The organism is Chryseobacterium sp. B21-037 (assembly GCF_028570785.1).
GTDB lineage: Bacteria > Bacteroidota > Bacteroidia > Flavobacteriales > Weeksellaceae > Chryseobacterium > Chryseobacterium proteolyticum.
In genome coordinates, this window is the sequence record NZ_JALGCB010000001.1 from 2,528,478 (window position 1) to 2,552,445 (window position 23,968).

Here is a 23,968-nt window from a genome sequence, read left to right on the forward strand (position 1 = left end):
ACATTTTTTAGTTTTCGGATCGATAATTTTAATATTCTTTAAGAATTTATTTTGGAAAAATCTCTTGGAAATGTTAAAATATATCGTGTCGTCTTATTAACGATCAATCCCGATAAAAGCTGGTCTTCAGACTCATCGAGTCTTATTTTCTCACCATTTTTCTGTAACAAATAGATGGGTTGCATTTTGGTATTGTATGGCAAAAGTTTTCTCTTAATTTCGTGAACTAATTCTTCCCCATTATCAATTCCAAAAAACTCGTTCGTATTTTTTATTTTTTCCTCAACAAATTCTTTATCAAATGGATGTGATGAAATAATGGTTTTAGGAAGATCTCTTTTAATCACACTTTTGCACCAGTAAGACAATATAAAGTCATCGGAATTCTGCCATAGCTTCATCGCCTGGATTACGTCATTATCATCAAGCTGGGTAAACCTTTCAATATCTTCATTGGTTGCGGCACTTTTTCCTCTATATAAAAAGTATTTCAGATTTTCAGTGGCAGGCAAATCGATTCCCTGGGAAACCAGATATTTGGCCCTTTCCAGAATTTTCACCAAAATAAATTCTGCTAATGCTGATGTTTTGTGATAATAAACCTGCCAATACATAAACATTCTGGCAGTCAAAAAGTTTTCAATAGAATAAATTCCTTTTGCATCAATCACCAATTCTCCCTCTTCACAAACATTCATCATAGAAATGATCCTTTGTGTATTGATGTTTCCTTCAGATACTCCCGTGAAAAAGCTATCTCTTTTTAAATAATCCAGACGGTCAACATCCAACTGAGATGAAATCAGCTGATTAAAAAACTTCCTGTGATATTTACCCTGAAACATTTCAATTGCTACCGTAAGCTGACCCTCAAACTTTTCATTAAGCCTGTTCATTAATAATAATGAAAGGTTTTCATGATGCCAGTCATCCATCAGCATGCTTTCCAATGCGTGAGAAAATGGCCCATGTCCTATATCATGCATCAAAATAGCTAACATAGCTCCTTTTTCTTCTTCATCAGATATTTTTACGCCCTTTTGCTTTAAAGTTTCAAGAGCAGTAAACATAAGATGCATCGCTCCAATAGCATGATGAAATCTGGTGTGGGTTGCTCCCGGAAAAATAAGATTAAGAAGTCCTGTCTGTGAAATTCTCCTCAACCTCTGAAAATAAGGATGCTCAATAACATCAAATAAGATTTCATGTGGGATTTTAATAAATCCATGAACAGGATCGTTGATAATTTTTAGCTTATTCTGCATTTGAAAAACTGAAGTATTAAGCTAACAAAGTTAGGGAAATTTAATCTTAGGTTTTGCTTTCAAGAATAACCCACCATAATGCAGAGATCTTTATCTTTGAAATTATAATTGACGAATAATTTATGAGGGCGTTTTCAATTGTTGTACTACTGTTTATCAGTATAAATATCTTTTCCGCTCAAACCATTTCTGAAGTTCAAAAACTGGAATCTCTATGTAAAATATGGGGTTTCTTAAAATACTATCACCCTCATGTTGCTGACGGCACATTCAATTGGGATCAGCAATTGCTCCAAAAGATAGATGAGCTAGACGGCATTCAAGATAAAAGCCAACTGAATATCTTGTATACTCAATGGCTTGATAGCCTTGGTGCTGTTGAAAAGTGCAATTCCTGTAAACTGACCAACACCAAGGTCTATTTTCGTAAAAATTTTAATCTGGACTGGATAAATGACAACAATATATTTATTGAAAGTATCACCAACAGGTTACAATTTATTGAGGAAAACAGATATGTAGGTACCCCTTATTATTTTGGGAAAGGGGGCCGAAAAATATTTTTCCGCAATGATGATTCAACGGGTTCCAAATTCATTTCTAAAAAGATTGCACTCCTGGAGCTTTTCAGATATTGGAATTTTGTGGAATATTTCTTTCCTTATAAATATGAAACAAATCAGAACTGGGATGATGTATTAACAGAAATGATTCCTAAATTCCTGGTGATAGACAACGATGTCAATTATCATTTAACATTGGCAGAGTTGGTAACAAAGACTGATGATTCTCATGCTTTTTTATTTTCACCACTCATTAGTATCAACCAATATGGACGAAGGAGAATCCCTGTTGAATACTCTTACGCAGAAGGGAAACTTATTGTCACTAAAATCAATTCTAATCAATATAATGAGGAATCTGTCTTAAAGCCGGGAGATATTATTTATGATATTGACGGTAAAACGATCTCTCAAATGGTTAACAGCTTTTCAAAATATATTCCGGCCTCAAATACCTGGGGGAAAATTAAAAAAGTAAAAAATCTTTTTCTATTATCCAATTCAGACAGTGTCGAAGTCAAAGTAGAAAGAGAAGGACAAAATATTGCACTTAAAGCAAAAACGTATCTATTAAAGGATATCGTATATGAAAAGAAAATTGCTTCCCGGAAATGGCAATTTTATGATGAGGAAAAAAAGATTGGAATTGTCAATATGGGAATTATTGAAAGAGAAGATCTGGATGAAATGTACCAAAATTTAAAAACTACCGAATCTATTATTTTTGATCTTAGAAATTATCCCAAACAAACAATAAGACCTTTAAGTCTATTAATTCTACCGAAAACAAGTTTATATTATGAATTTACTTTTCCGGAAACGACCTATCCGGGATTATTTTATATCAGAAAAAACAGCATCGGGAAGAAATAATGATCAATACTATAAAGGAAATGTAGTAGTTTTGGTAGATGAAAACACCCAAAGCCAAGCTGAAACAACAACCATGATGTTCAAACAGCATCCTAAAGCAAAAATCATCGGAAGTCATACTTCCGGAGCCAACGGAGATGTTATCCGGTTTAAAATTGCAGGCCTGGAAACCAGCTTTAGCGGCCTTGGTGCTTATTATCCTGATCAAAGGGAAACACAGAGAATCGGAATTATTCCTGACATCATTGTCAGACCAACTTTAAAAGGAATAAAAGCAGGAAAGGATGAGGTTTTGGAAAGAGCCCTGGAGTATTTAAAAACCGGCCGCTAGATGTAATCCTCAAGATAAGTAGTAGAGGGAGTTCCATTTAACTATAATTTAACTTTTTATCTGTTCATTTTGACAGATTTTATAATGAGTTGGTCGCACTTTTGATACTATAACCATGTAAAAAATATATATTATGTCCGAAAAAATATTATGGATAGATGATGAAATAGATTTACTCAAACCTCATATCGTATTTTTAGAAAAAAAAGGCTACCAGGTAACTCCTGTTAATAATGTGAATGAAGCACTGGAGCTTATCGATTCTGAGAAATTTGCATTGACACTGATAGATGAAAATATGCCCGGGATTTCAGGTTTGGAAGCAATTCCTATGATCAAAGAAAAAGACAATTCCTTAAAGATAGTAATGGTTACTAAAAGTGAGGAAGAGCATATTATGGAGGAAGCAATAGGTTCACAGATTGCCGACTATATACTGAAGCCCGTTAATCCGAATCAGATTCTTTTATCATTGAAAAAAAATCTTCAGGAAGATAATCTGGTTGAACAAAAAACCATTTTGCAATACCAGCAGGAATTCAGAAATCTTTCTATGGAACTTTCTTATTTAAAATCTTATCAGGAATGGGCGGAATATTATAAGAAAATTCTAAACTGGGAAATTAAATTTGATAAGGTAACTGATAACGAATTTGCAGATCTTCTACAATCTCAGAAAGAAGAAGCCAACATTCAGTTTGCAAAGTTTATTGAAAATAATTACGAAGAGTGGTTAAGCGGAAGCGATAAACCATCTATGAGCCATACCCTTTTCAAAGATAAAGTAAAACCTGAGGTAGAAAAAAATAAGGTTCTTCTTCTTATGATAGACAATCTAAGATATGATCAATGGAAAGTAGTTGAGCCTCTATTTACAAAGTATTATAATAAAGTGTCTGAAGATTATTATTACAGTATTCTTCCAACAGCTACTCAGTATGCAAGAAATTCATTCTTTGCAGGCTTATTACCATCTGAAATAGAAAAACGTTTCCCAGATAAATGGTTTAACGATAATGAAGACGGAAATAAAAACGAATTTGAACGTGATTTTCTTGAGGATCAGATGAAAAGAATTGGCCTCGGTTCCAAATCAATGAAATACTTAAAAGTATTGAATGCAGATTTCGAGAGAAAGATCTATGATGATTTTAATCAACACAAGAATAATGATTTATTAGTGATTGTTTATAATTTCATTGATATACTATCTCACGCCAAAACAGATAATCATATTGTAGACCAATTGATCCGGGATGATAAAACTTTTAGATCTTTAACTTATAACTGGTTTGAAAATTCATCCATCTTAAAGATCATTAAACTTGCTGCTGAAAATGGTTATAAATTGGTGATTACTACTGATCATGGAACGGTATATGTGAAAAAGCCAAGCAAAGTAGTAGGTGACAGAGAAACTTCCACTAATATCCGTTATAAAACAGGTAAAAGTTTAACTTATGATGACCGGGATGTATGGGCTATTACCAATCCTGAGAAATTATTTTTACCCAAAGGAAACCTGAGCTCTAAGTATATCTTTGCAAAAAACAATATCTTCCTGGCTTATCCAAAGAATTACAACCACTTTGTCAACTATTATAAAGAAACATATCAACACGGAGGAATATCATTAGAAGAATGTATTATTCCCATTAGTATATTAGAACCCAAGTAGTTTTTTCATAGTTTATTAATTTTGGGTTCAGGGCGGAAAAAATCAATTGATTTTTTCCGCCTTTTTTAAGGCATCTATTTTGTATACTAATACATACACAATAATTAAATACACTATTATGAAAAGAAGCATTTTTGCTACAGCTGCTATAGCAGCTTTGTTTTTAACCTCATGTAATAAGGAGAAAACTCCTGCAGATACTGCAACAACTGCAACCGTAGATACAATATCTTCAAAACCATCTGATTCAGCTGCTATTTCAGCCGGTAAGGATGAAATTGTAAAAAGTACCTCAACAGACAGTAGTGGAAAAACACTGGAAATGACGTTCAATAACACCAAAAACACAGCAACAGTAGCATTCAACAAAGAAACGATTGAATTACAGGGTCAAAAGCCCGCATCTGGAATATGGTATAAAAATGATCACTATGAATTGAGAGGAAAAGGAGAAGAAATTGAACTTACAAAAGATGGAAAAGTAGTTTTTAAAAAATAAAATCTATTATAATAAGATAAAAAGTCGGTTTTGAAATTCAGGGCCGGCTTTTTAATTTCCCTACATTTGAAAAAATTTATTTTTTGTATGAAATTAATCACTTATAATGTTAACGGAATCAGGGCAGCTTTTACAAAAGATTTTTTGGGTTGGCTAAAGACTGCTGATCCGGATATCATTTGTATTCAAGAAAGTAAGGCAGGAAATGACCAGATAGACATCGACAGTCTTCAAAAACTTGGTTATCATAGTTACTGGCATTCTGCTATAAGAAAAGGATATAGCGGCGTAGGAATAGCTTCTAAAATTCAGCCCAATCATGTAGAATATGGTTGCGGAATTGAAAGCTATGATAATGAAGGAAGGATTATCAGAGCAGATTTTGATGATTATTCCGTAATTTCGGTATATGTCCCCTCTGCATCTAATATTGAAAGATTAGACTTTAAGATGCAGTTTTGTCATGATTTTCTGAATTATATTAAAATCCTTAAAAAAGAAATTCCTAACCTCATTATTTCGGGTGATTTTAATATTTGCCACCAGGCTATTGATATTCACGATCCTGTGCGCTTAAAAAATGTTTCCGGCTTTTTACCTATGGAACGTGAATGGATGACCAATTTCATCGAAGAATGTGAACTGATAGACAGTTTCAGGTTTTTTAATAATGAGCCTGATAATTACACATGGTGGAGCTACAGGCAAAATTCAAGAGCAAATAATAAAGGCTGGAGATTGGATTATAACTTTACCTCTTATGCTTTAAAGGATAAGCTGTCAAGAGCTGTTATTTTAAAAGAAGCCGTTCATTCAGATCATTGCCCCGCATTGCTGGAATTAGACATATAAAAACGTTCAAATAAAAAAGCCAACTGAATCAGTTGGCTTTTAAAATTTAATAAATCATAAATTTAATCGACAATTTCATATTCTACCGGAATAGTACCAAGATTGGTATTTCCGATTTCATCGAACGCGGCTCTGGAAATATCCAAAGCTCTTGATGAATGGAAAGGTCCTCTATCATTTATCCTCACTGTAACCTCTTTTCCATTGCTTAAATTGGTAACTCTAATTTTAGTCCCAAAAGGAAGCGTTCTGTTTGCAGCGGTGAATTTTGAATTATCAAAAATTTCTCCGTTTGCAGTTTTTCTACCATTAAACTTATCGTGATAGAACGATGCATAACTTGTTTTTTTCGCATCTGTGGCATTGTTCTTGAAAGAATAAATACCAAAGGCTGAAATCATCATTATGATTACGAGAATGAATCTTTTCATCATTTTGAATTTTATTGGTTTTGACTTGGCAAATGTATCATGAATCTGCTTAAGACCATAGCCGATATGTTAAAAACTGTTAACAAAAACCCAATTCAAAGTTAACAACGTCTGTAACCCTTTACAAATAGGGGTTTTAGAACCCACTGTTAAAAAGTGTTAAAAATACCCTCAAAAAGTTAACATAATTAACTAATTGCGATACACATCATCCATAGATAATATATAATTGACTGATATACAATGTAATAAAAAAAATAAATCATTCTTTATATAATACAAAAAGACCAATGAAATATTTCATTGGTCTTTTTAAAGAAGATAAATACTCTTATTTTAAATATTCTAATACATAATCATAGGTTCCTGCCGGATAAACTACAGACATACCTTGAGATCCGGTAACCGCATTTCCTTCTGCAGTTCCTAATGTATAGGAATACAAATCTCGCGAATAAACTGTTCCTGAACCTGACTTGTAGATTGTAATACCATACATTGATTTCATCCCATCTGGTGAAGGGATATTTACCGCACTAGATGTTCCTGTAGCTGCAAACGTTCCTTTTACAGCATATATCTGCGAATTGTTTATTAGAGTATGTGTGGCTGTTTCAGAATTTGTTATATTAGTTTTACTTGAGCTTCCACCTATTGCAACCCATCGGCCATTAGAAATATTTCCAGGATTTCCCGGGTTTGAAAAATAATAAAACCCCGGAGAAATTTCCGTAACAATACCTTGACCTGCAAGAGTCTTTCCACTTGCTGTATTATATACTACCATACCATCAAATTCAGAAACAATAGTTTCATCCTCCATAGCAGCCGTATTAAATTTAAAATTCGTTAGATCCGTACGGGGAAATCCAAGCCCTCTACCATAATTTTTATTTGCTAATCCTTCAAAATTACTGGCATCCATAAAATAATTTGTATCTCCTAATGCCGGTGTAATAATTCCATTACTCAAAAGCTGGGCATTACCATTAACGCTAAAAAGCAATAAAAAAAAACCTGTTATGTCCAATAAAATCTTTTTCATTTCGTCTTTGTGTTTTTAATAATTAATTTCTACCTGAGAATAAATACCATGTTGTTCCATTACTATAAATTCTAACTGCTGCTTGCGCTGTAAAAGAGGCCAAACCTTTTGGCGTTCCCACTCCATCTGTTCCGTTAAATTGTACAGTACCTCCGGTATTATTTCTTATGTATATTGTTCTCCCATTGTATGAAGAGGGTGCTGGTAATGTTAATTGAGTTCCTGATGTAAATTCCCAGAAATCAAAATCAGAGTTTGACCAATCATAAGAAGTAGAAGCAGCTTGTGCCAGATTTAGTCTAAAAGTAGTAGGAGCTACTGTAGTCCCCCCTAAAGCAGTCCATTTTGAGGTGGGATCATCATAATAATAGAAACCAGTACCGTTAATGTTTTCTGTTTTACTACCCGGAGTGCCAGTACCTGATGTAACAAAAACGAGAGCTCCATTTTGAGCAGATTGATATGCCTCATCTTTATCTGCCAATTGTGCAACTGTCATTCTTGGAACTAAAACGGCATCTGCCATATTCCTATCCCTAACATTTGCTACTACGTCAAGAGTAGCTGCCGGCGAAATTGTATTAATACCAACTCCTTTTTGTTGCGCTTTTGAAAGCATAACAAATGAAACCAGCATTACTGCTGTCAATAAATTTTTTTTCATACGTGTTTTTTGAATTTTTAATTATTTTTCGTGATAATTATTATACAAGATTCATAGTTTGTACAGATCCCAACCTATGCTATATTAATCACAAAAACAAAAATAAAATTACTCTTAATCCAATATTTTTTGTGATTTAATGTTGCAGATCTAGTATTAATTATTACTTCTGCAAAGTTAGAGTTAAATTATTAAAAATTCAAATCCACCCCGTCTTACTCTAATTTTAAGGAATGAAAAAGGAACACAACAAGCTGGTAATCAAAACAATGTAAAAAATAAATCAAAACAAACAAAAAACAGAATTGTTAATAAATAAATCAATATTATTTTTTATAAAAAAAAAATAATGTAAAGTTTAAAGACTCTACATTATTTTTATGAAAATATTTTTTTTATCTATTTTTTTTAAATCAGCTCCCCATATAAATCAAATTCTTCTGCAGAGGTTATTTTTACCATAGCGAATTCTCCAATTGAAATATAGGTATTATCAGCAGGAACTAATACAGTGTTATCTACATCAGGAGAATCATATTCAGTTCTTCCTACAAAATAATTTCCTTCTTTTCTATCAAAAATACATTTGTAAACTTCCCCGATTCTTTCTTGATTTTTTTCCCATGAAATCTGAGATTGGAGCTCCATGATTTCCTCAACCCTTCCTTCTTTAATTTCCTGAGGTATATCATCATCCAAAACATGTGCTGATGTATTTTCTTCGTGAGAATAGGTAAAGCAACCCAATCTATCAAATCTTTGCTCTCTTACCCAATCTTTTAATTCCTGGAATCTTTCCTGCGTTTCTCCCGGATATCCAACGATCAATGTAGTCCTGATTGCCATGTCAGGTACTTTTTCTCTGAACTTTGCCAATAAAGCATCTGTCTTTTCATGAGTAGTCCCCCTTTTCATTGATTTTAAAAGATCAGAATTTATATGCTGAAGAGGAATATCAATATAATTACAAATCTTAGGTTCTTCTCTGATGATATCTAAGACATCTTCCGGAAAACCACTAGGAAAAGCATAATGAAGTCTTATCCACTCGATTCCGTCCACTTTCACAAGCTCTTTTAAAAGATCTCCAAGTGCCCGTCTTTTATAAATATCTAATCCATAGTATGTAAGGTCTTGAGCAATAAGGATCAATTCTTTGGTTCCAACTTTAGCTAGTTTTTCAGCTTCACGCACTAGTTTTTCAATTGGTGTAGAAACATGTCCGCCTCTCATTAGGGGAATCGCACAAAAAGAGCACGGCCTGTCACAGCCCTCAGATATTTTAAGATATGCATAATGTTTTGGCGTTGTAGTTAATCTTTCACCTACCAGCTCATGCTTATAATCTGCACCTAAATGTTTTAACAAGATCGGAAGATCTCTGGTTCCAAAATACTGATCCACATCAGGGATTTCCTTAACCAAATCCGGTTTGTATCTTTCGGAAAGACATCCGGTAACGAAAACTTTCTCCACCTCTCCCCTGTTCTTCGCATCAACATAATCAAGAATAGTATTGATAGATTCTTCTTTTGCATTGTCTATGAAACCACAGGTATTGATGACCACAATATCTCCCTTGTCTTCATGTACAACTTCTTTACCATTCGCCTTAAGCTGACTCATCAATACTTCCGAATCATATACATTTTTAGAGCAACCAAGGGTTACGATATTAATTTTCTTTTTACCTACAGATTTTGTGCGCATCTTTTTGATTTGAGTGTGCAAAGATACGAAATATTAAAAAGTTTGAATCAAAAAATAAAAACCACTTTAATAAAGTGGTTTTCAGTAAACTGTTTAGAAGTTTTTTTCTTTAAGGCTGGGAGCATTTTTATCTTTTTCGGATAAAAGCATATCTTTTTCATCAACCATCCAATCAATATTAAGATCTGTATCATTAAATCTCACTGCACCTTCCGATTCTTTATTATAGAAATTATCACATTTGTAAGCAAAGACAGCAGTGTCACTTAATACAGAAAAGCCATGTCCAAATCCTCTTGGTATATACAACTGAAGCTTATTTTCTCCTGTAAGCTCAATTCCAAACCATTTTCCAAAAGTGGGAGAATCCTCTCTTAAATCCACTGCAACGTCCCAAACCTTCCCTTCAAGACAAGACACTAATTTTGATTGTGCGTGTTCACCTTTTTGCAAATGTATCCCTCTTAAAACTCCATAAGATGATTTAGAAATATTATCCTGAACAAAATGTCCATTCATTCCCGTCAATTCTTCAAATCTTTTTTCATTATATTTCTCAAAGAAATAACCTCTATCATCTTCGAAAACCGTAGGTTCTATAATGTAGCAGTCTTTAAGTGGGGTTTCTTTTATTTTCATATTTATTTGTCATATAATTGTTATAAATTATGATTTGAATTATAAAATATTGTTATTATATTTTAATGACTATTCATAGTCAAAACTACTTTCACTGTTTTTAATAGTGTATGTAGATCCAAACCAAAACTATAATGCTTAATGTAATAAAGGTCGTATTCCAATTTCTTTAAATTATCTTTCGGAGTAGCCTTTGGTAAATGTACTTGTGCCCAGCCGGTAACACCCGGTTTAACCAAATGTCTTAAATCAAAGTAAGCATTTTCTTTTACAGATTCTTCAACAAACTTTGGTCTTTCCGGTCTGGGACCAATTAAACTCATATCTCCATTTAAAACGTTGTAAAGTTGCGGTAATTCATCAATTTTCGTAATTCTTAAGAACTTTCCTACTTTCAAAAGCCTATCATCATTCTTTTGTGTAAAATCACCATGATGATGTAGTTTCATTGTTCTGATCTTAAAAATTTTGAAGGGGACTGAATTTTTACCCACTCTTTTTTGTGTAAAAAAAACACTTCCTGGCGAGCTAATAAAAACCAAAAAGCAACCAATAGTAATTAATGGTAGAGCAAATGGTAAGATTGTTAAGCTCACAAAGATATCAAATATCCGTTTAAATATTTCAGCATTTCTTTTAAGCCCTATTGAAAAAACATTATCAGCAAAATATTCATTAGTTTCAAACTTAACTAGCGGGATTCTCTTATTTACAATTTCATAAAACTCCTGAGCGTCATATACCTTAACCCCTTTAATTCTACTTTCAATTATTTCATTAGTCACTTTCTCTGAAATATGATTAATGTTTGAAGTTTCGATGATTACAGTTTTAATTTTTAATTTTAAAATATACTCTGAAATACTTCTCTTTTCCGTTTCAGTATTAAAGAAAATAAATTTATTATTTTCAACAAAGTGCGTATCTTTAATTAGTTTATGTGTAATATCACTAACATTTACAAAAAGAAGCCTCTTTGAAGTTGATAATTTTGAAATATTCATCATTTTGTGTTATGCAAATACAGATCTAAATATTTATCATACATCTTTTCGATTGTAAACTTATCTTCGAAAATTTGTCTTGACTTTTTCGCAAATTTCTCATAAATATTTGGATTAGAAAGAATAAAAGTAATGGAATTTATAATTTCCTTCAAACTTTCATTGGATACTAGTTTCCCATTATTATCAACAAGTTCGGAAATACCTCCCACATTGGATGCTATTATAGGTTTTGAATAGCATAAAGCTTCTATTAATGATATAGGAAGCCCTTCATAATCTGATAATAAAAGGGCTAAATCAGCATATTGATAATATTTATGTGCTTCCTTTTTTTCACCCAACATGATAACATTTTTTGGAACTTCGGCGACACTCTCTTTATTACCAATCCAAACGAATACATAATCCGACTCCAAAAAATTCTTTGCTACTTCGCAAAATAGATCAAATCTTTTAGGGGGAGCAAGTCTAGAAATAGAAATGATTATTTTCTTACCTACACCATTTTTAATTTCAGATAAAATATCATTGTTATTATGTTCTTTTTTTAAAGCCATGTAATCTTTAATTCCGTTTTGAATCAAATGAATATTCTCTTTAATTCCTTCATTTCTGAGATTCTTAAGGTCATATTCACTGACTCCAACTATGGCACGACATCTTTTTTTCAATGACCTTTCTATTGATAAAAATTTCCGATACCTTAATCTTATAGAATCGAACCCATGCACTGTATAAATTATTTTAGATTTTGGAAAACATAGTCTCCCTAAAATTCCAATTTTAGAAGAATGTAAGTGAATGATATCCGGTTTAATTTTTTTATAGAGAATCATTAGATCTCTGGCAACAAGAATATCCTTTAAACCTATTTTGTGTTGAAGACTTTTTAATTTAACTTGTATTATATTTTTGTTTAATAAATCCCACATTTCTCCATGAACTGAAGAAACTACAAAAACTTCATGTCCTTTTATTATTGATTGTTCAGCCAAATTTATTACTACAGATTGCGCTCCGCCCAATTCTGCAAGTGTAATAACATGTAAAATTCTCATCCTTACCGGGTTAGTTTTATATTCTTTGATTTTCTTACATTAAGCTCAAAATCTTGTAATTTTTGTGTATCATTAATTTTAATTCTTGAAAAAATAATATTTACACGATGTTCTTGGGGAGTCTTCCAATAAGCTATATCTCTACTCGATATCCATTCTGCATTTTTTATTATGATATTTCCTGCCGTATCAAATTTATTTTTCTCCGCATTTAAAGAGGTCAAAAATCCATGCCTGGATCCAAAATCCGTATGTCCTTCAATTAATATACTAGTTATTTTAGCATCTTTTAATTCATCAGCACCTAAAGCATTAAGATTTACTGAAATCCCTGCAGAGCCATTGTTAAATGTATATACATTTTGAACACTAATATTTTCCAGTATATCTTTATACCAACTTGGTTCTATATCAATACCTGATTCAGGATCATGCCCATATGTATTAGATATAAGTATATTTTGAACTTTTACATTCTTTCCGGAAGTAATAGAAATTCCATTTCTTCTTGCACTATCAACCCAGCCACCCGAAACTATTACCTCCTCGGAAAAACCACCGTCTTCTGATCCTATAAAGATTCCATCACCATAAGTTTCAGATATTTTGGGATTTACAATCTTTATATTTTTAGAATTCAAAATAGAAATCCCAGCACTCCATTGTCCGGTTTGTTCTATTTTATTATTCCTACTTCCGACGATTACCGCATTTATTATTTCAACATTATGAACATTATATATTTTAAGTATATCGGAAAATCTTTCATGGGCTGGTCCTAAAAACTTAATCTTTGTATTTTTCTGAAAAATTATTCTTTTATTGGATCCAATTTTCAATCCGTTTTTATTAATAAATAACGTAGCATCCGGAAGTAAGATATTTTCATTATTATCAATAGCCTTTTGAATTATATCAGTGTGATCATTCTCTTTTAAAAATGAACTGTCTACACCAACAAAAAAAATATTACTATTTTTATAATATTCATTTGTATAATTAGGGGAATAATATTTTGAAATAAGATTTTGAGAAACATTTTTTATCGAAAAGTTTTGTGCACTTCCTTTGCAGCTTATTAAAAATCCACAAAATATGCCTAAAATATATGTTTGATTTATTTTTTTATACATATTATTCATTTGCTATATAAAAAATTTGTAGTTTTTTTTCTCTATTTTCACCCTATTCCTATTTTGGATTAGTACGTTTTCTTTTCCTATAGAAGCAAAAATAAAATATACAACACAAGATAATAAGTATTTTACAGAGAATTTAAAATAATCCAGAGAAAATTTATGTTTTTTCAACATATACCAAATTCCAGGAAGTCCTTTAAAATACTTTTTGTAATAATTATTACCAATCTCTCGATAAAAAAGCAGAGGCTCTCCTGTTACTTTAAAGGAGCTTTTATTCTTTGTTCTTAACCAAAGTTCTGCATCTTCAATCCGAATTGCATTAACGTCATAGGGATTATTTTTAAACCAGACAGTTTTTGCAATAACAGTTGGATGAACAAACGTATTTGCAGAAACAAGCTTATCATCCAATAAATCATTTCTCTTTCCAACGACATCATTATTTTCATCAATAGAATAAGCATTGCTACCTAAAACATCAATTTCAGGATTATCTTTTAAAATTTTGATCTGCCGTTCAATTCTTTTCGGATGCATAATATCATCTGCATCCATTCTTGCTAAAAATATCGTCTCTGTCATATCGGGAATTTGATTTAAGCGATACCCCAGATTAAGATTTAGACCATCCGAGAAAACTTTTACTCTCTGGTCTATCAAATATTTTTGAGCAATTTTTAAAGATGAATCCGTAGAACCATCATCGATTAACAATAAAGTAAAATCTTCGAATGATTGAGATAGGACAGATAGAATTGTTTCCTCAAGATAGTCTTCGGCATTATAAAAAGGAATTGCTATAGTAACTTCTGCCATTATTTATTATAAATATTAAAAAATATAAAAATAAATATAAGAAAGGTAACAGTAAACATACCAAATTTTGCAGTATTCTTTACACTAAATAGTGGAGATAGCAAAAAAGGTATCGTTATCCAAGACATTACACCCCATCGATCTGAAAAAGGAATTTGAAACATCATAAAAAACACACCACTTATCAGCATATAATATTTCAGGAGTAATTTATAGTTGTTATTTTCATTTTTTAACAACTTAAAGTTGATAAATGAAAAAATTAATAAAAAAATTGTATTAAAAGCTGCAAACTGTAATTTAAAACCCACTACAAATTCCTCAGCTCCTATACCCTTGATGTAATAATCTGACTGTCTACTATCAATTACAAAGTTCAATAAAGATCCTAAAGATATAATACTTCCGCCTAATGCCGAAACTACTAATAAAATGAAATACCAGAAATAATAAAAATTTAATGTTGCCTTCTTAGCAAATAAAACAATTAGAAATAAAACTAGAACAACAATAGTTGTTGAATGAAACCCAATTGCAAGAATAAATGGAATTATCCAGCTGATTATATTTCTTCTCTCTTTAAAATAATAACTCACTCCTAATAATACCAGAGCAAGAGATACCCCTTGCCTAATGATATTAATACCCAGAGATAAAAAGAAAAAAAGACTTACAAAGGAAAAAGCTACCAAAAGAAAATTGGTCTCAAAACTTTTCAATAAATTATCAATACTCCAAAAAATAATAAGAGTATATAATATACTTATACCAAATAAAAAGTACCTATAATCTTCAGTAAAAAAATGGAATAAAACAATAAGATATTTAAAAGCAATCTGTACACCCAAATCTGCATAATGATTCAGAAACTGCCATTTATACATTTCTGTATCAGATCCTACTTCTGAATCTCTAAAGCCAAATAAAACCGCTATAATTATAAAGAGTATTCCAGTAACAAAACGAGAAATATTATTGTAATTCTTTTTTTTTATGTCTACATACATGGAAAAAATAAATGCTGCCACAGCAAATACAAAGTAAATAATATAATACTTTAAATTAAAAACCTCCATTAAATCTCTTTTAACATCATATTGGCTACTAATTACTTTTTACCAAAAAACGATTTCAATTTCCCTAAAATAGTAGTTGATTGACTTGTATTTGTATAACCATAACCGTGTTTATTTCCATAACCGAAATTTTCGGATTTCACATCATTTAAAACAAAATTTGCGTTTTTTAATTTATTGTCACCAGCTATATTATTAGCATATTCAATAAATGCTTTTTCCGTTCTCTCTGATCTAACAACATACAATGAAACATCAGCAAATTTTGATATCACAAATGTATCCGTTACTGGCATCAATGGAGCAGAGTCTATAATTATATAATCATACTTATCAGCAAGATTATCCAATAAAACTTTATAATTACCATTTTCGAAAAGCTCAACAGGATTTGGAGGAATAATTCCTGAAAATATAAAATCACAGTTCGGATTAAAACCACTAGGATGAATTATGTCTTCAACTTTATTAATACTACCATACAAAAATTCTGAAAGTCCATAAGCATTTTTCATTTCAGGCTTATACCTTTGTAATTGTGGATTTCTAATATCTGAACCTATTACAAGCACCTTTTTCCCGGGCTTAGCAATACTTAGTGCCAAGTTAACAGATATAAAAGTTTTCCCCTCTCCTTTTACGCTTGATGTAACTAATACGATTCTATTCTTTTCTTTCGAAATCGGCAGAAGTAAATTAACATTTGTAGCCAGAATTCTAAATGCTTCTGCCAGTTGTGACACATCATTAACCTGAATCAAATTACTATCCTTTGAAGTTAAGTGAGGTATTTCAGCGATCACCGGAATATTACTTACCTTATCAATACTCTTTTTATCAGATATTCTAGTATTAAAAAAATGTTTTAGAAAGATAATCAAAAATGGAATGGCCAGACCTAATAAAACCGCTACCCCTAAAATAACCATTTTCATAGGTGCTACAGGTTTTCTTTTGTTGTATGCTAAATCAAGCACTCTAGCCTTATCTGATGACATTGCTAAAGTAATTGCAGTTTCTTCTCTCTTTTTTAGTAGGACCAAATACAATTCTTCTTTGATTTGTTGTTGTCTTTCAATATTTCTAAACAAACGCTCTTGAGAAGGGACTTTTTTTAATTTGCTATCACTTTTTTGTTCTACGGAAGAGACGTTATTAATAGTTAATAAAATATTTGATTTACTTTTAGCAAGACTTTCTTTGATTGCGGATCTTACAACCTTTATCTCATCATTCAATGCTTTAACAAGTGGGTTTTGAGGTGTTGCATTTTCAAGCAATCTGTTTCTGTCAGTAATTAATTTATTATATGCAGAAATACTGTTAATAGCAGCACCATTATCCAATCCGATATTTGCAGGTAACACCTCATCATAAGATTTGCTATTCAAGTAATTAATATACATATTATTGAGTTCCAATTGAGTATAAAGCTCTAATTTCCTTCTTTCAGCTTCTGTACCGGTTTGCAAATCTATTCCAGCTTGTGAAGCAATATCGACGATTTCATTGCTTTTTTTGAAATTTTCTTTTTGAACTTCAACATCCCCAAGCTCTTTAGAAATTAATCTTACCCTCTCATCTATAAACTCCTTAGTTTTCTCAGATTCTGTATTCTTTTCAGTAATAGCCTCATTATTATACTTCCCTACTAAAGTATTCAGAATATCTTTTGCTTTGTTAATATTTTCATATTTTAGTGATAAGTTAATAACTGTAGCTTCTTTGTTACTCAAACTAACATTCAAAGCCTCCTGCAAATTATCAATAGTAGATAATTTATCTGTATAATTAAAATATAATGAATTAAAATTCGTAGTTTTTGATAATTGTTTAGGATTAAAAAGAGGGTTTTTTATAATCATCAGATTAGCATAAGGCAAACTAATCGTCTTATTAAAAAAAGTTTTTATTGGTTTATCCAATTCATCAGAAGTTAACTCTAAGGCATTACCGTTAATTTCCAAATTAATTTTTTTCTTTGGTAAAAGAGAATAGGGTTTCTCGTTTATAACTTGTATAATAATTGGTGATTGTGTTCGGTATAATTCTGTGTCATGAAAGGTGCCAATACTGTATATTGTACATTGTAACGGTAAGTCATTAACCACCTGAGAGAGGATTTTTTTAGAGGCTAAAACTTCCATTTCATTTTCAACTGTATTCGAAGTTAAGCCCGAAAAACCTGACAAGCCTTGCATTGCTGCTATATCAGCAGCCCCATTACCAGATTTTTTTGCATCCTTAATTAAAATTTTCGTTAGTACTTCAAATACAGGGGTAGTTTTCTTTATGAGCAAAACTCCTAAAATCGCCATAATAAAAACTCCAATAACAAACCAATACCATTTCTTAATATATGGTTGTATAATATCCCTTAACGAATCTTCTTTCAGAATATATTGATCTTCCCTCATTTCTTAATTTTCCTTAATTTTTTGATTGACGAAGATAGATAAATTTGCTTTTAAAAAAAACTTTAGAAAAAAAACCTATTTCAGGTAAACAACTTTATCTATCTCACTAAAATAATTATTTATAATATTTTGTTATTGCATGTTTTAGAAGAAGAATATACCGGTCATCATTGTAATAGTTTTGGTATATTTTCTCCAGCAAAGGTCGTAATTTATTAAGATCAAGATTCGATTGATGATGTTTTATTATTTTTTCAGCAATCATTTCAATTGTCTCTCCATCACTAACTTTAACACAAAAAGAATCAAGATTTAAATTTTCTTCAAATGAATTTACAACATTACTATAGATCGGTAGTATACCAACAGATAAATAGGAATTCATTTTTGTCGGAGTAGCTACATTGTTTACCTTTATATTATCTCTTAATAGAAAGCCATATTTGTATTGAGATAACTCATCATCTAATTTATTCAGCGAAACGTACTTAATAACAGCATTTTTAATTTTGTATTTCTGTAAAAGCTTTTCAGCTACAGATTTTTCACCTGTCAATAAAGTAAGAGAAGCATCCGGGTATTGATTCTCTATCACTTTAAAAACTTTTAATGTTTTATCTATGCATTGCCACGCAAACATTCCTCCAGCATAAACAAATTTTAATTTTTGATATCTACTATCCTCTGGAATTATTAAGTCATCTCTTAAATTTTTATTATAGCATGGAATAACTAGATAATTCCTGGGCACTATCTCATATTTATCTTGATAATGCTTTTGCATGGCATGAGAAACAAACAATGAAATATCACTTTGAACTAATGCTTTTTTTTCGAAAAATTCTAAATAGCGTTTCATTATAGATGACCTTAAGCTTCTGCCATGCAACAAAAAATATTCTTCAGGGCCTATCCCTTGAAACCATGTCATAATTTTACTTTGAGGATTAACTACCTTTATATGGTATGCGTCTGCAGGTGTTATTGCCACTATAAAATCAGAATCAGATGCTTTAAATATTTTTAATTTATCTTCCACAATAAAGCCTAAGCTTATAAAGGCTCTTTTTATTAATTCCGTATAGTATATTGTAGCGTCATTTCTTGTCTTTAAGGGCAGATAGAATGTAACTCTTTTTTGCATCATTTAAAGAAATTTTTAATTAATAAAAATTGGATTAGGGTATGAACTAAATAACTAAACAAGTATGCTAAAGAAATTCCTACGGCCCCTAAATTAAAAACCATAACCAGCAAATAATTCCCACATAAAAGACTGATACCCCAAATAAAATTCACCCAAAGTCCTAACCACATCTTTCCCTGGCTAGCAATAAGTTGTCCTATAACATTATTTACAGCGATAAAGCCTGTTGTTATAAACATTATTATCATCGGAACTTGAGCATCATTGTATTTATCACCATAAAACCACACAATTACAGGAGATATAATAACAAGTATTATCACTATAAAAAGCGATATATAAAGATTCAACTTTATATTTTTTTTAAATATTAATTTATAATTTCTTTTATCATCTAAGCTAGATGTAAGCATGGGTAAGGCAATTTGAGAAAGAGCCACAGGAATGAACAAAACAGTATTACGCCATTGATTAGCAATGTCAAAAATAGCCATTTCTTTAAACCCATTAACTTGGTTGACTAAAATATTATTACAAATCCAAATAACGGGACCAACCATAATTCCCGCCAAAATTGCGGGCAAACTAAAGTTCCAAATAATTTTAATTTCTTTAAAGTTATCTTTATGAAAAATCCTTATTTTATAATCTTTATAAAATAACTTTTTTAAGCTATAATAATTAAGAATAAACAAAAACACAAAATTACTTCCAAATGCTATGATTATTTCATACAGTGAGAAATAAAAGGTAGATATAATTAGTAAGATTGAAGATAATAATCCTGCAACCGTAGTGTTTATTGCGCTTTCCCTAAATTTTTCCAATCCATTAAGAATTCCACTTTGAATACCATTAATTGATGAAAAAAAAAGGATAAACGAACTCATCTTTATTTCCCTAGTTAATTGAGGAGCTGCTATTTGTGAAGCTATTATAGTTGAATTAAAATATATTAATAAAGCAATAATTAAGCTTATAGATATTGCAAAAAAGTTAGATAACCCAACAATCCTTTCTATTTTCTGCTTGTCTAGGTTTTTATACTGTGAAATATATTTTGTAGCAGTAATTCCCAGTTCTAAACCTGCAAACATGGCAAACATTAGTATGGTAGACTTAATAATACCAAATTGACCATATTCTTCTTTATTCATGATTCTAGCCATGATAATAGTAGATACCAATAAAGATAATTTTGACACAATGTTGCCAATTAAAATCCAAAAACTATTGTTAAAAATTCTTTTGTTGATTTCAGATGATTTCAAAATCAGAATTTTCTCACTAATCCAGCCCATTAATAATATTTAATTTTTCATAAATACAATAATACTTCATATATACATCATTCAATAAAATTAATCTAAGCTTCAAAGTAATATCATTTTATCATTCTTGCAAATTTCAACTTTAATAATGACTTTATTCTCATCTTATTGATATGCACTCATCTGTTATTAATATTCTAGAAGAAATATTAATGTAAAGTATAATTATAAATAATTCACAGCCGCAAATATATCCAATATTTATATATTTTATTTTTATATTGGTTAAATATATTAAGTGCAAATATTTTTATTGTGCTACTTTTTAAATTATCGTATCCCTAATAAAATGTTCTAATAATCTAAAATAGGATTACATTGTTCTCTATTTTATTTTATAAGTCAACATCAAACCACCCCGGGTAGGAATCAGCTCTCCACTTTTATTAAATTTGGTTGCTCCTTCGTACCTCTGATTATTATCTTTAAAATATCCTTTATAGAAGGATTGTGTAGTCCCTATTCCTGCATACAGATCCAAACCCCAACGATCATTAATAGTAAAATGATATCCTCCACTTATCCCAAAAATAAAAGCAATACCCTTCTGATAACGTCCCGTAACACGAAAGCTTCCATCAGGCAATACTTCAGGGTGTCCATTTTCGTCCAGTACACGCTTATCATGCCAGTAATTCCATTTTTGAAGGTTAAATGCGGCCATCGAAACGTAAGTCCCGACATACCATTTTTTCAAATTCTCTTTAAAATAATATCTTCCTTCAACGGTCCCCACATACATTTGTAAATGTCTTCCAGCAAAAGATTTCCATGGGGAAACAAACGCTTCGGCTTGTAATGAAATCTTATTTGTAATTGGCTTTTCAACGGCAATATTGTAGATACCTATCGGAGCAAAAAGAGTGTTTACTTTTACTTCTATTTGTGCATTCAGGACAGATGCCAGAAATAAGCTGCTTATAAAGCATAGTTTTTTAATCAGAGATTTCATTAGAATATAACATTTTTCTTATTAATATATTATGTTTTGAGTACTGAAAAGGTCTTGAGGAGTATATAAAGGTCATTTTTAAAGGAAAGATGATGATAGTAATCAAGGTTCATTTTTACTTTATCCGGAAATAAAATCTCATCATTATATTGTAAAGGATTTTTCTGCTGAGCAAGTATTTGTTCTTCATTCCGATATTTAATTCCTGCTTCACTGGTAAGCCCAGGTTTAAGAAGCAGAACAAAACGATTTTCTCCTTCAAGTTTATCATAATACCCGGGAATATCCGGGCGAGGTCCAACTAAAGACATATCCCCTTTTAAAATATTAATCAACTGAGGAAGTTCATCCAGTTTATATTTTCTCAGCCATAGGCCGATCCTTGATTTTCGAGATGTTTTAGGATCCAATGTTCTGAATTTGTAGACATTAAAAATTTCACCATTCAAACCTATTCGCTTCTGAACAAAGATCCCAGGGAAACCGGTATCTATAGAAGCTATAATTACTAATAAAAAAAACAGAGGTAATAAAAGAATGACAGCAAAAAAAGCTATGCTGTAGTCCATCAACATCTTCCAAATAGGGTATTTTTTCACAATCTCTGGATTCATTACAAATATATGAAATATGTCTCTAATATGAGAAAAATAAGCAAAGTGTACCGATTTATTAAAAAAATATTCACCTGGAATTTTTATACAATGACTGTGACATATTTTAGAATCAACTGTGCTTGAAAAAATCTTTTAAAACTCTAGCAATCCTTTCTTTATGCTCAATGGAAAGATTAGATCCGGAAGGTAAACAAAGCCCCGAATTAAAGAGGTTCTCAGCTGTTTGTCCTCCATAATATGGAAAGTTTGAAAAGACAGGCTGTAAATGCAAAGGCTTCCAGAGTGGTCTTGATTCTATATTATCATTAAGAAGAGCGAGACGTAAATCCTCTCTTGTTTTTCCCGTTTTTTCAGAATTTATTGTGATTGCAGATAGCCAATGATTCGAGTAGAAATCTTCATTAGGTTCTGTAAAAACATCAACTCCGTCTATATTTTCAAATAGAGCAGTATAAAAATTATGAATACCTCTTCTTGCCTGAATCCTATCATTTAGAACTTTCATTTGTCCACGTCCTATTCCTGCAATAATATTACTCATTCTATAATTATATCCTGTACTTGAATGCTGATAATGAGGAGCATCATCTCTGGCCTGTGTGGACAAAAATATCGCCTTATTCTTATCTTCTTTAGAATGGCATATCAATGTCCCTCCACCAGATGTTGTAATAATTTTATTCCCATTAAAGGATATGATACCAAATTGACCAAAGCCACCACAAGGTTTACCTTTATATCTGGATCCAAGTGATTCCGCAGCATCTTCTATCACCGGGATCTTATATTTTTCTGCAATAGATAAAATTTCATCCATTTTGGCAGGCATTCCATAAAGGTGTACAACAATAATAGCTTTGATTTTTTTTCCTTGTAAAAGCCTGTCTTTAATAGCCTCTTCCAAGGTAACAGGGCACATATTCCATGTTTCCGGTTCGCTATCAATAAAAACAGGATTGGCATTGCAATAGATAATCGGATTGGCTGACGCAACAAAAGAGAAAGTTGAGGTCAAAACATCATCCTCATTACCTACCCCTAAAAGCATAAGAGCCAAATGTATTGCTGAAGTAGCAGAATTCAGGGCACAAACTTCAATATTGCCTCCAAGAAAGCTCCTTAGATCATTTTCAAATTCATCAATATTATTGCCTATTGAGGTAACCCAGTTTTTCTGAAAAGCATCATCAATGAATTCCAATTCATTTCCTGAAAGATGAGGAGGGGAAAGCCAAATTTTATCGTGCATCGTGTGTTATTGAGAAGCAAATATAACTTTTCCTACTGAATTTTGACATTCATTTTTTCACTTATGGAAATACTGGTATTTTTTAGTAAAATAGATTTATTTTTTGATTCTGTCTCCCTGACCTTTTCCACCAACTGTGGCGAAAATATATTTTAAATAATCCGATACCGTTAGATTTTTAAGCATTTCAGCGTCTTTTTCTGCCAATTCAACCGGTGTTGACATATCAATTTCATTGATTTGAGCCAGACCTGTGATCCCAGGAAGGAAATTATAAACACCTCTTTTATCTCTCTCTTCAATCAAATCTGTTTGATTAAAAAGGTTAGGTCGAGGACCTACAAGACTCATATCCCCTTTTAAAACATTAATAAGCTGAGGAAGTTCATCCAGCTTAGACTTACGTAAAAATCCTCCGAATTTAGTTACAGAAGAGGTACTTGAAAGATGCGTTGCTACAGATTTTGTATTCACATGCATCGTTCTGAACTTCATTAATTTAAATGGCCTTTTTTGCTTCCCCACTCTTTCCTGGAAGAATATAGGAGAGCCGGTGTCAAATAAACCGATAATATACAATATTACTCCTATTGGCCATAAGAATAA

23 protein-coding genes are annotated in these 23,968 nt (G+C 31.4%); 5 read left to right on the top strand and 18 right to left on the bottom strand.

The window, feature by feature from the left end:
* Positions 1-38: 38 nt before the first annotated feature.
* Positions 39-1,265, bottom strand: coding sequence for an HD domain-containing protein (locus tag MTQ00_RS11150; protein WP_172279985.1), 1,227 nt, complete (start codon positions 1,263-1,265; stop codon positions 39-41).
* 122 nt (positions 1,266-1,387) lie between these two features.
* Between MTQ00_RS11150 and MTQ00_RS11155 the strand changes: the two genes are divergently transcribed.
* The 5 genes from MTQ00_RS11155 to MTQ00_RS11175 all read left to right on the top strand — a co-directional run bounded on the left by MTQ00_RS11155 (position 1,388) and on the right by MTQ00_RS11175 (position 6,061).
* Positions 1,388-2,701, top strand: a complete 1,314-nt coding sequence (locus MTQ00_RS11155; protein ID WP_273649050.1) for a hypothetical protein — start codon at positions 1,388-1,390, stop codon at positions 2,699-2,701.
* Positions 2,628-3,032, top strand: coding sequence for a S41 family peptidase (locus MTQ00_RS11160; RefSeq protein ID WP_273649052.1), 405 nt, complete (start codon positions 2,628-2,630; stop codon positions 3,030-3,032). The genes MTQ00_RS11155 and MTQ00_RS11160 overlap by 74 nt, the downstream gene beginning before the upstream one ends.
* Positions 3,033-3,165: 133 nt before the next feature.
* The gene (gene porX / locus MTQ00_RS11165) at positions 3,166-4,710 is read left to right on the top strand and encodes a T9SS response regulator signal transducer PorX (protein WP_273649054.1); all 1,545 of its coding nucleotides are present in this window, start codon (positions 3,166-3,168) and stop codon (positions 4,708-4,710) included.
* Between the two features lie 118 nt (positions 4,711-4,828).
* Positions 4,829-5,209 (top strand): MliC family protein, encoded by a 381-nt coding sequence (locus tag MTQ00_RS11170; RefSeq protein WP_273649056.1) that lies wholly within the window; start codon positions 4,829-4,831, stop codon positions 5,207-5,209.
* Between the two features lie 87 nt (positions 5,210-5,296).
* On the top strand, positions 5,297-6,061 hold the full coding sequence (locus MTQ00_RS11175; RefSeq protein WP_273649058.1) for an exodeoxyribonuclease III: 765 nt from the start codon (positions 5,297-5,299) through the stop codon (positions 6,059-6,061).
* A 62-nt stretch (positions 6,062-6,123) separates the two neighbouring features.
* Here the strand turns inward: MTQ00_RS11175 and MTQ00_RS11180 are convergent, their stop codons facing one another.
* The 17 genes from MTQ00_RS11180 to MTQ00_RS11260 form a co-directional block, all read right to left on the bottom strand.
* Positions 6,124-6,495, bottom strand: a complete 372-nt coding sequence (locus MTQ00_RS11180) for a septal ring lytic transglycosylase RlpA family protein (protein ID WP_172279995.1) — start codon at positions 6,493-6,495, stop codon at positions 6,124-6,126.
* 328 nt (positions 6,496-6,823) lie between these two features.
* On the bottom strand, positions 6,824-7,537 hold the full coding sequence (locus MTQ00_RS11185; RefSeq protein WP_273649060.1) for a hypothetical protein: 714 nt from the start codon (positions 7,535-7,537) through the stop codon (positions 6,824-6,826).
* 22 nt (positions 7,538-7,559) lie between these two features.
* Entirely contained in the window at positions 7,560-8,201 is a 642-nt protein-coding gene (locus tag MTQ00_RS11190) for a hypothetical protein (protein WP_273649062.1), read from the bottom strand.
* A 408-nt stretch (positions 8,202-8,609) separates the two neighbouring features.
* The gene (gene rimO, locus MTQ00_RS11195) at positions 8,610-9,911 is read right to left on the bottom strand and encodes a 30S ribosomal protein S12 methylthiotransferase RimO (protein WP_273649064.1); all 1,302 of its coding nucleotides are present in this window, start codon (positions 9,909-9,911) and stop codon (positions 8,610-8,612) included.
* A gap of 93 nt (positions 9,912-10,004) precedes the next feature.
* Entirely contained in the window at positions 10,005-10,550 is a 546-nt protein-coding gene (gene rfbC / locus MTQ00_RS11200; protein ID WP_273649065.1) for a dTDP-4-dehydrorhamnose 3,5-epimerase, read from the bottom strand.
* 62 nt (positions 10,551-10,612) lie between these two features.
* The gene (locus MTQ00_RS11205; RefSeq protein WP_273649067.1) at positions 10,613-11,557 is read right to left on the bottom strand and encodes a sugar transferase; all 945 of its coding nucleotides are present in this window, start codon (positions 11,555-11,557) and stop codon (positions 10,613-10,615) included.
* Positions 11,554-12,615 carry a glycosyltransferase gene (locus tag MTQ00_RS11210; protein WP_273649069.1) on the bottom strand — a complete coding sequence of 354 codons (1,062 nt, stop codon included), beginning with the start codon at positions 12,613-12,615 and terminating at the stop codon, positions 11,554-11,556. The genes MTQ00_RS11205 and MTQ00_RS11210 overlap by 4 nt, the downstream gene beginning before the upstream one ends.
* Before the next feature lie 2 nt (positions 12,616-12,617).
* A complete protein-coding gene (locus MTQ00_RS11215) occupies positions 12,618-13,748 on the bottom strand; it encodes a hypothetical protein (protein ID WP_273649071.1) in 1,131 nt (376 codons plus the stop codon).
* Between the two features lie 12 nt (positions 13,749-13,760).
* A complete protein-coding gene (locus MTQ00_RS11220; protein ID WP_273649073.1) occupies positions 13,761-14,573 on the bottom strand; it encodes a glycosyltransferase family 2 protein in 813 nt (270 codons plus the stop codon).
* Complete coding sequence (locus MTQ00_RS11225) at positions 14,573-15,649, bottom strand: EpsG family protein (protein ID WP_273649075.1); 1,077 nt, start codon at positions 15,647-15,649, stop codon at positions 14,573-14,575. The genes MTQ00_RS11220 and MTQ00_RS11225 overlap by 1 nt, the downstream gene beginning before the upstream one ends.
* 32 nt (positions 15,650-15,681) lie before the next feature.
* Positions 15,682-18,066, bottom strand: coding sequence for a GumC family protein (locus MTQ00_RS11230; RefSeq protein WP_273649077.1), 2,385 nt, complete (start codon positions 18,064-18,066; stop codon positions 15,682-15,684).
* A gap of 115 nt (positions 18,067-18,181) precedes the next feature.
* Positions 18,182-19,213 (bottom strand): hypothetical protein, encoded by a 1,032-nt coding sequence (locus tag MTQ00_RS11235; RefSeq protein ID WP_273649079.1) that lies wholly within the window; start codon positions 19,211-19,213, stop codon positions 18,182-18,184.
* On the bottom strand, positions 19,210-20,514 hold the full coding sequence (locus MTQ00_RS11240) for an oligosaccharide flippase family protein (protein ID WP_273649081.1): 1,305 nt from the start codon (positions 20,512-20,514) through the stop codon (positions 19,210-19,212). Before MTQ00_RS11240 ends, MTQ00_RS11235 begins: the two co-directional genes overlap by 4 nt.
* A 355-nt stretch (positions 20,515-20,869) precedes the next feature.
* On the bottom strand, positions 20,870-21,496 hold the full coding sequence (locus tag MTQ00_RS11245; protein WP_273649082.1) for a DUF3575 domain-containing protein: 627 nt from the start codon (positions 21,494-21,496) through the stop codon (positions 20,870-20,872).
* Between the two features lie 29 nt (positions 21,497-21,525).
* Positions 21,526-22,110: a sugar transferase gene (locus MTQ00_RS11250; protein WP_273649083.1), complete on the bottom strand. Its 585-nt coding sequence runs from the start codon at positions 22,108-22,110 to the stop codon at positions 21,526-21,528.
* A gap of 112 nt (positions 22,111-22,222) precedes the next feature.
* A complete protein-coding gene (locus MTQ00_RS11255; protein WP_273649084.1) occupies positions 22,223-23,362 on the bottom strand; it encodes a DegT/DnrJ/EryC1/StrS family aminotransferase in 1,140 nt (379 codons plus the stop codon).
* 96 nt (positions 23,363-23,458) lie between these two features.
* The gene (locus tag MTQ00_RS11260) at positions 23,459-23,941 is read right to left on the bottom strand and encodes a sugar transferase (RefSeq protein WP_273649085.1); all 483 of its coding nucleotides are present in this window, start codon (positions 23,939-23,941) and stop codon (positions 23,459-23,461) included.
* Between the last annotated feature and the right edge of the window lie 27 nt (positions 23,942-23,968).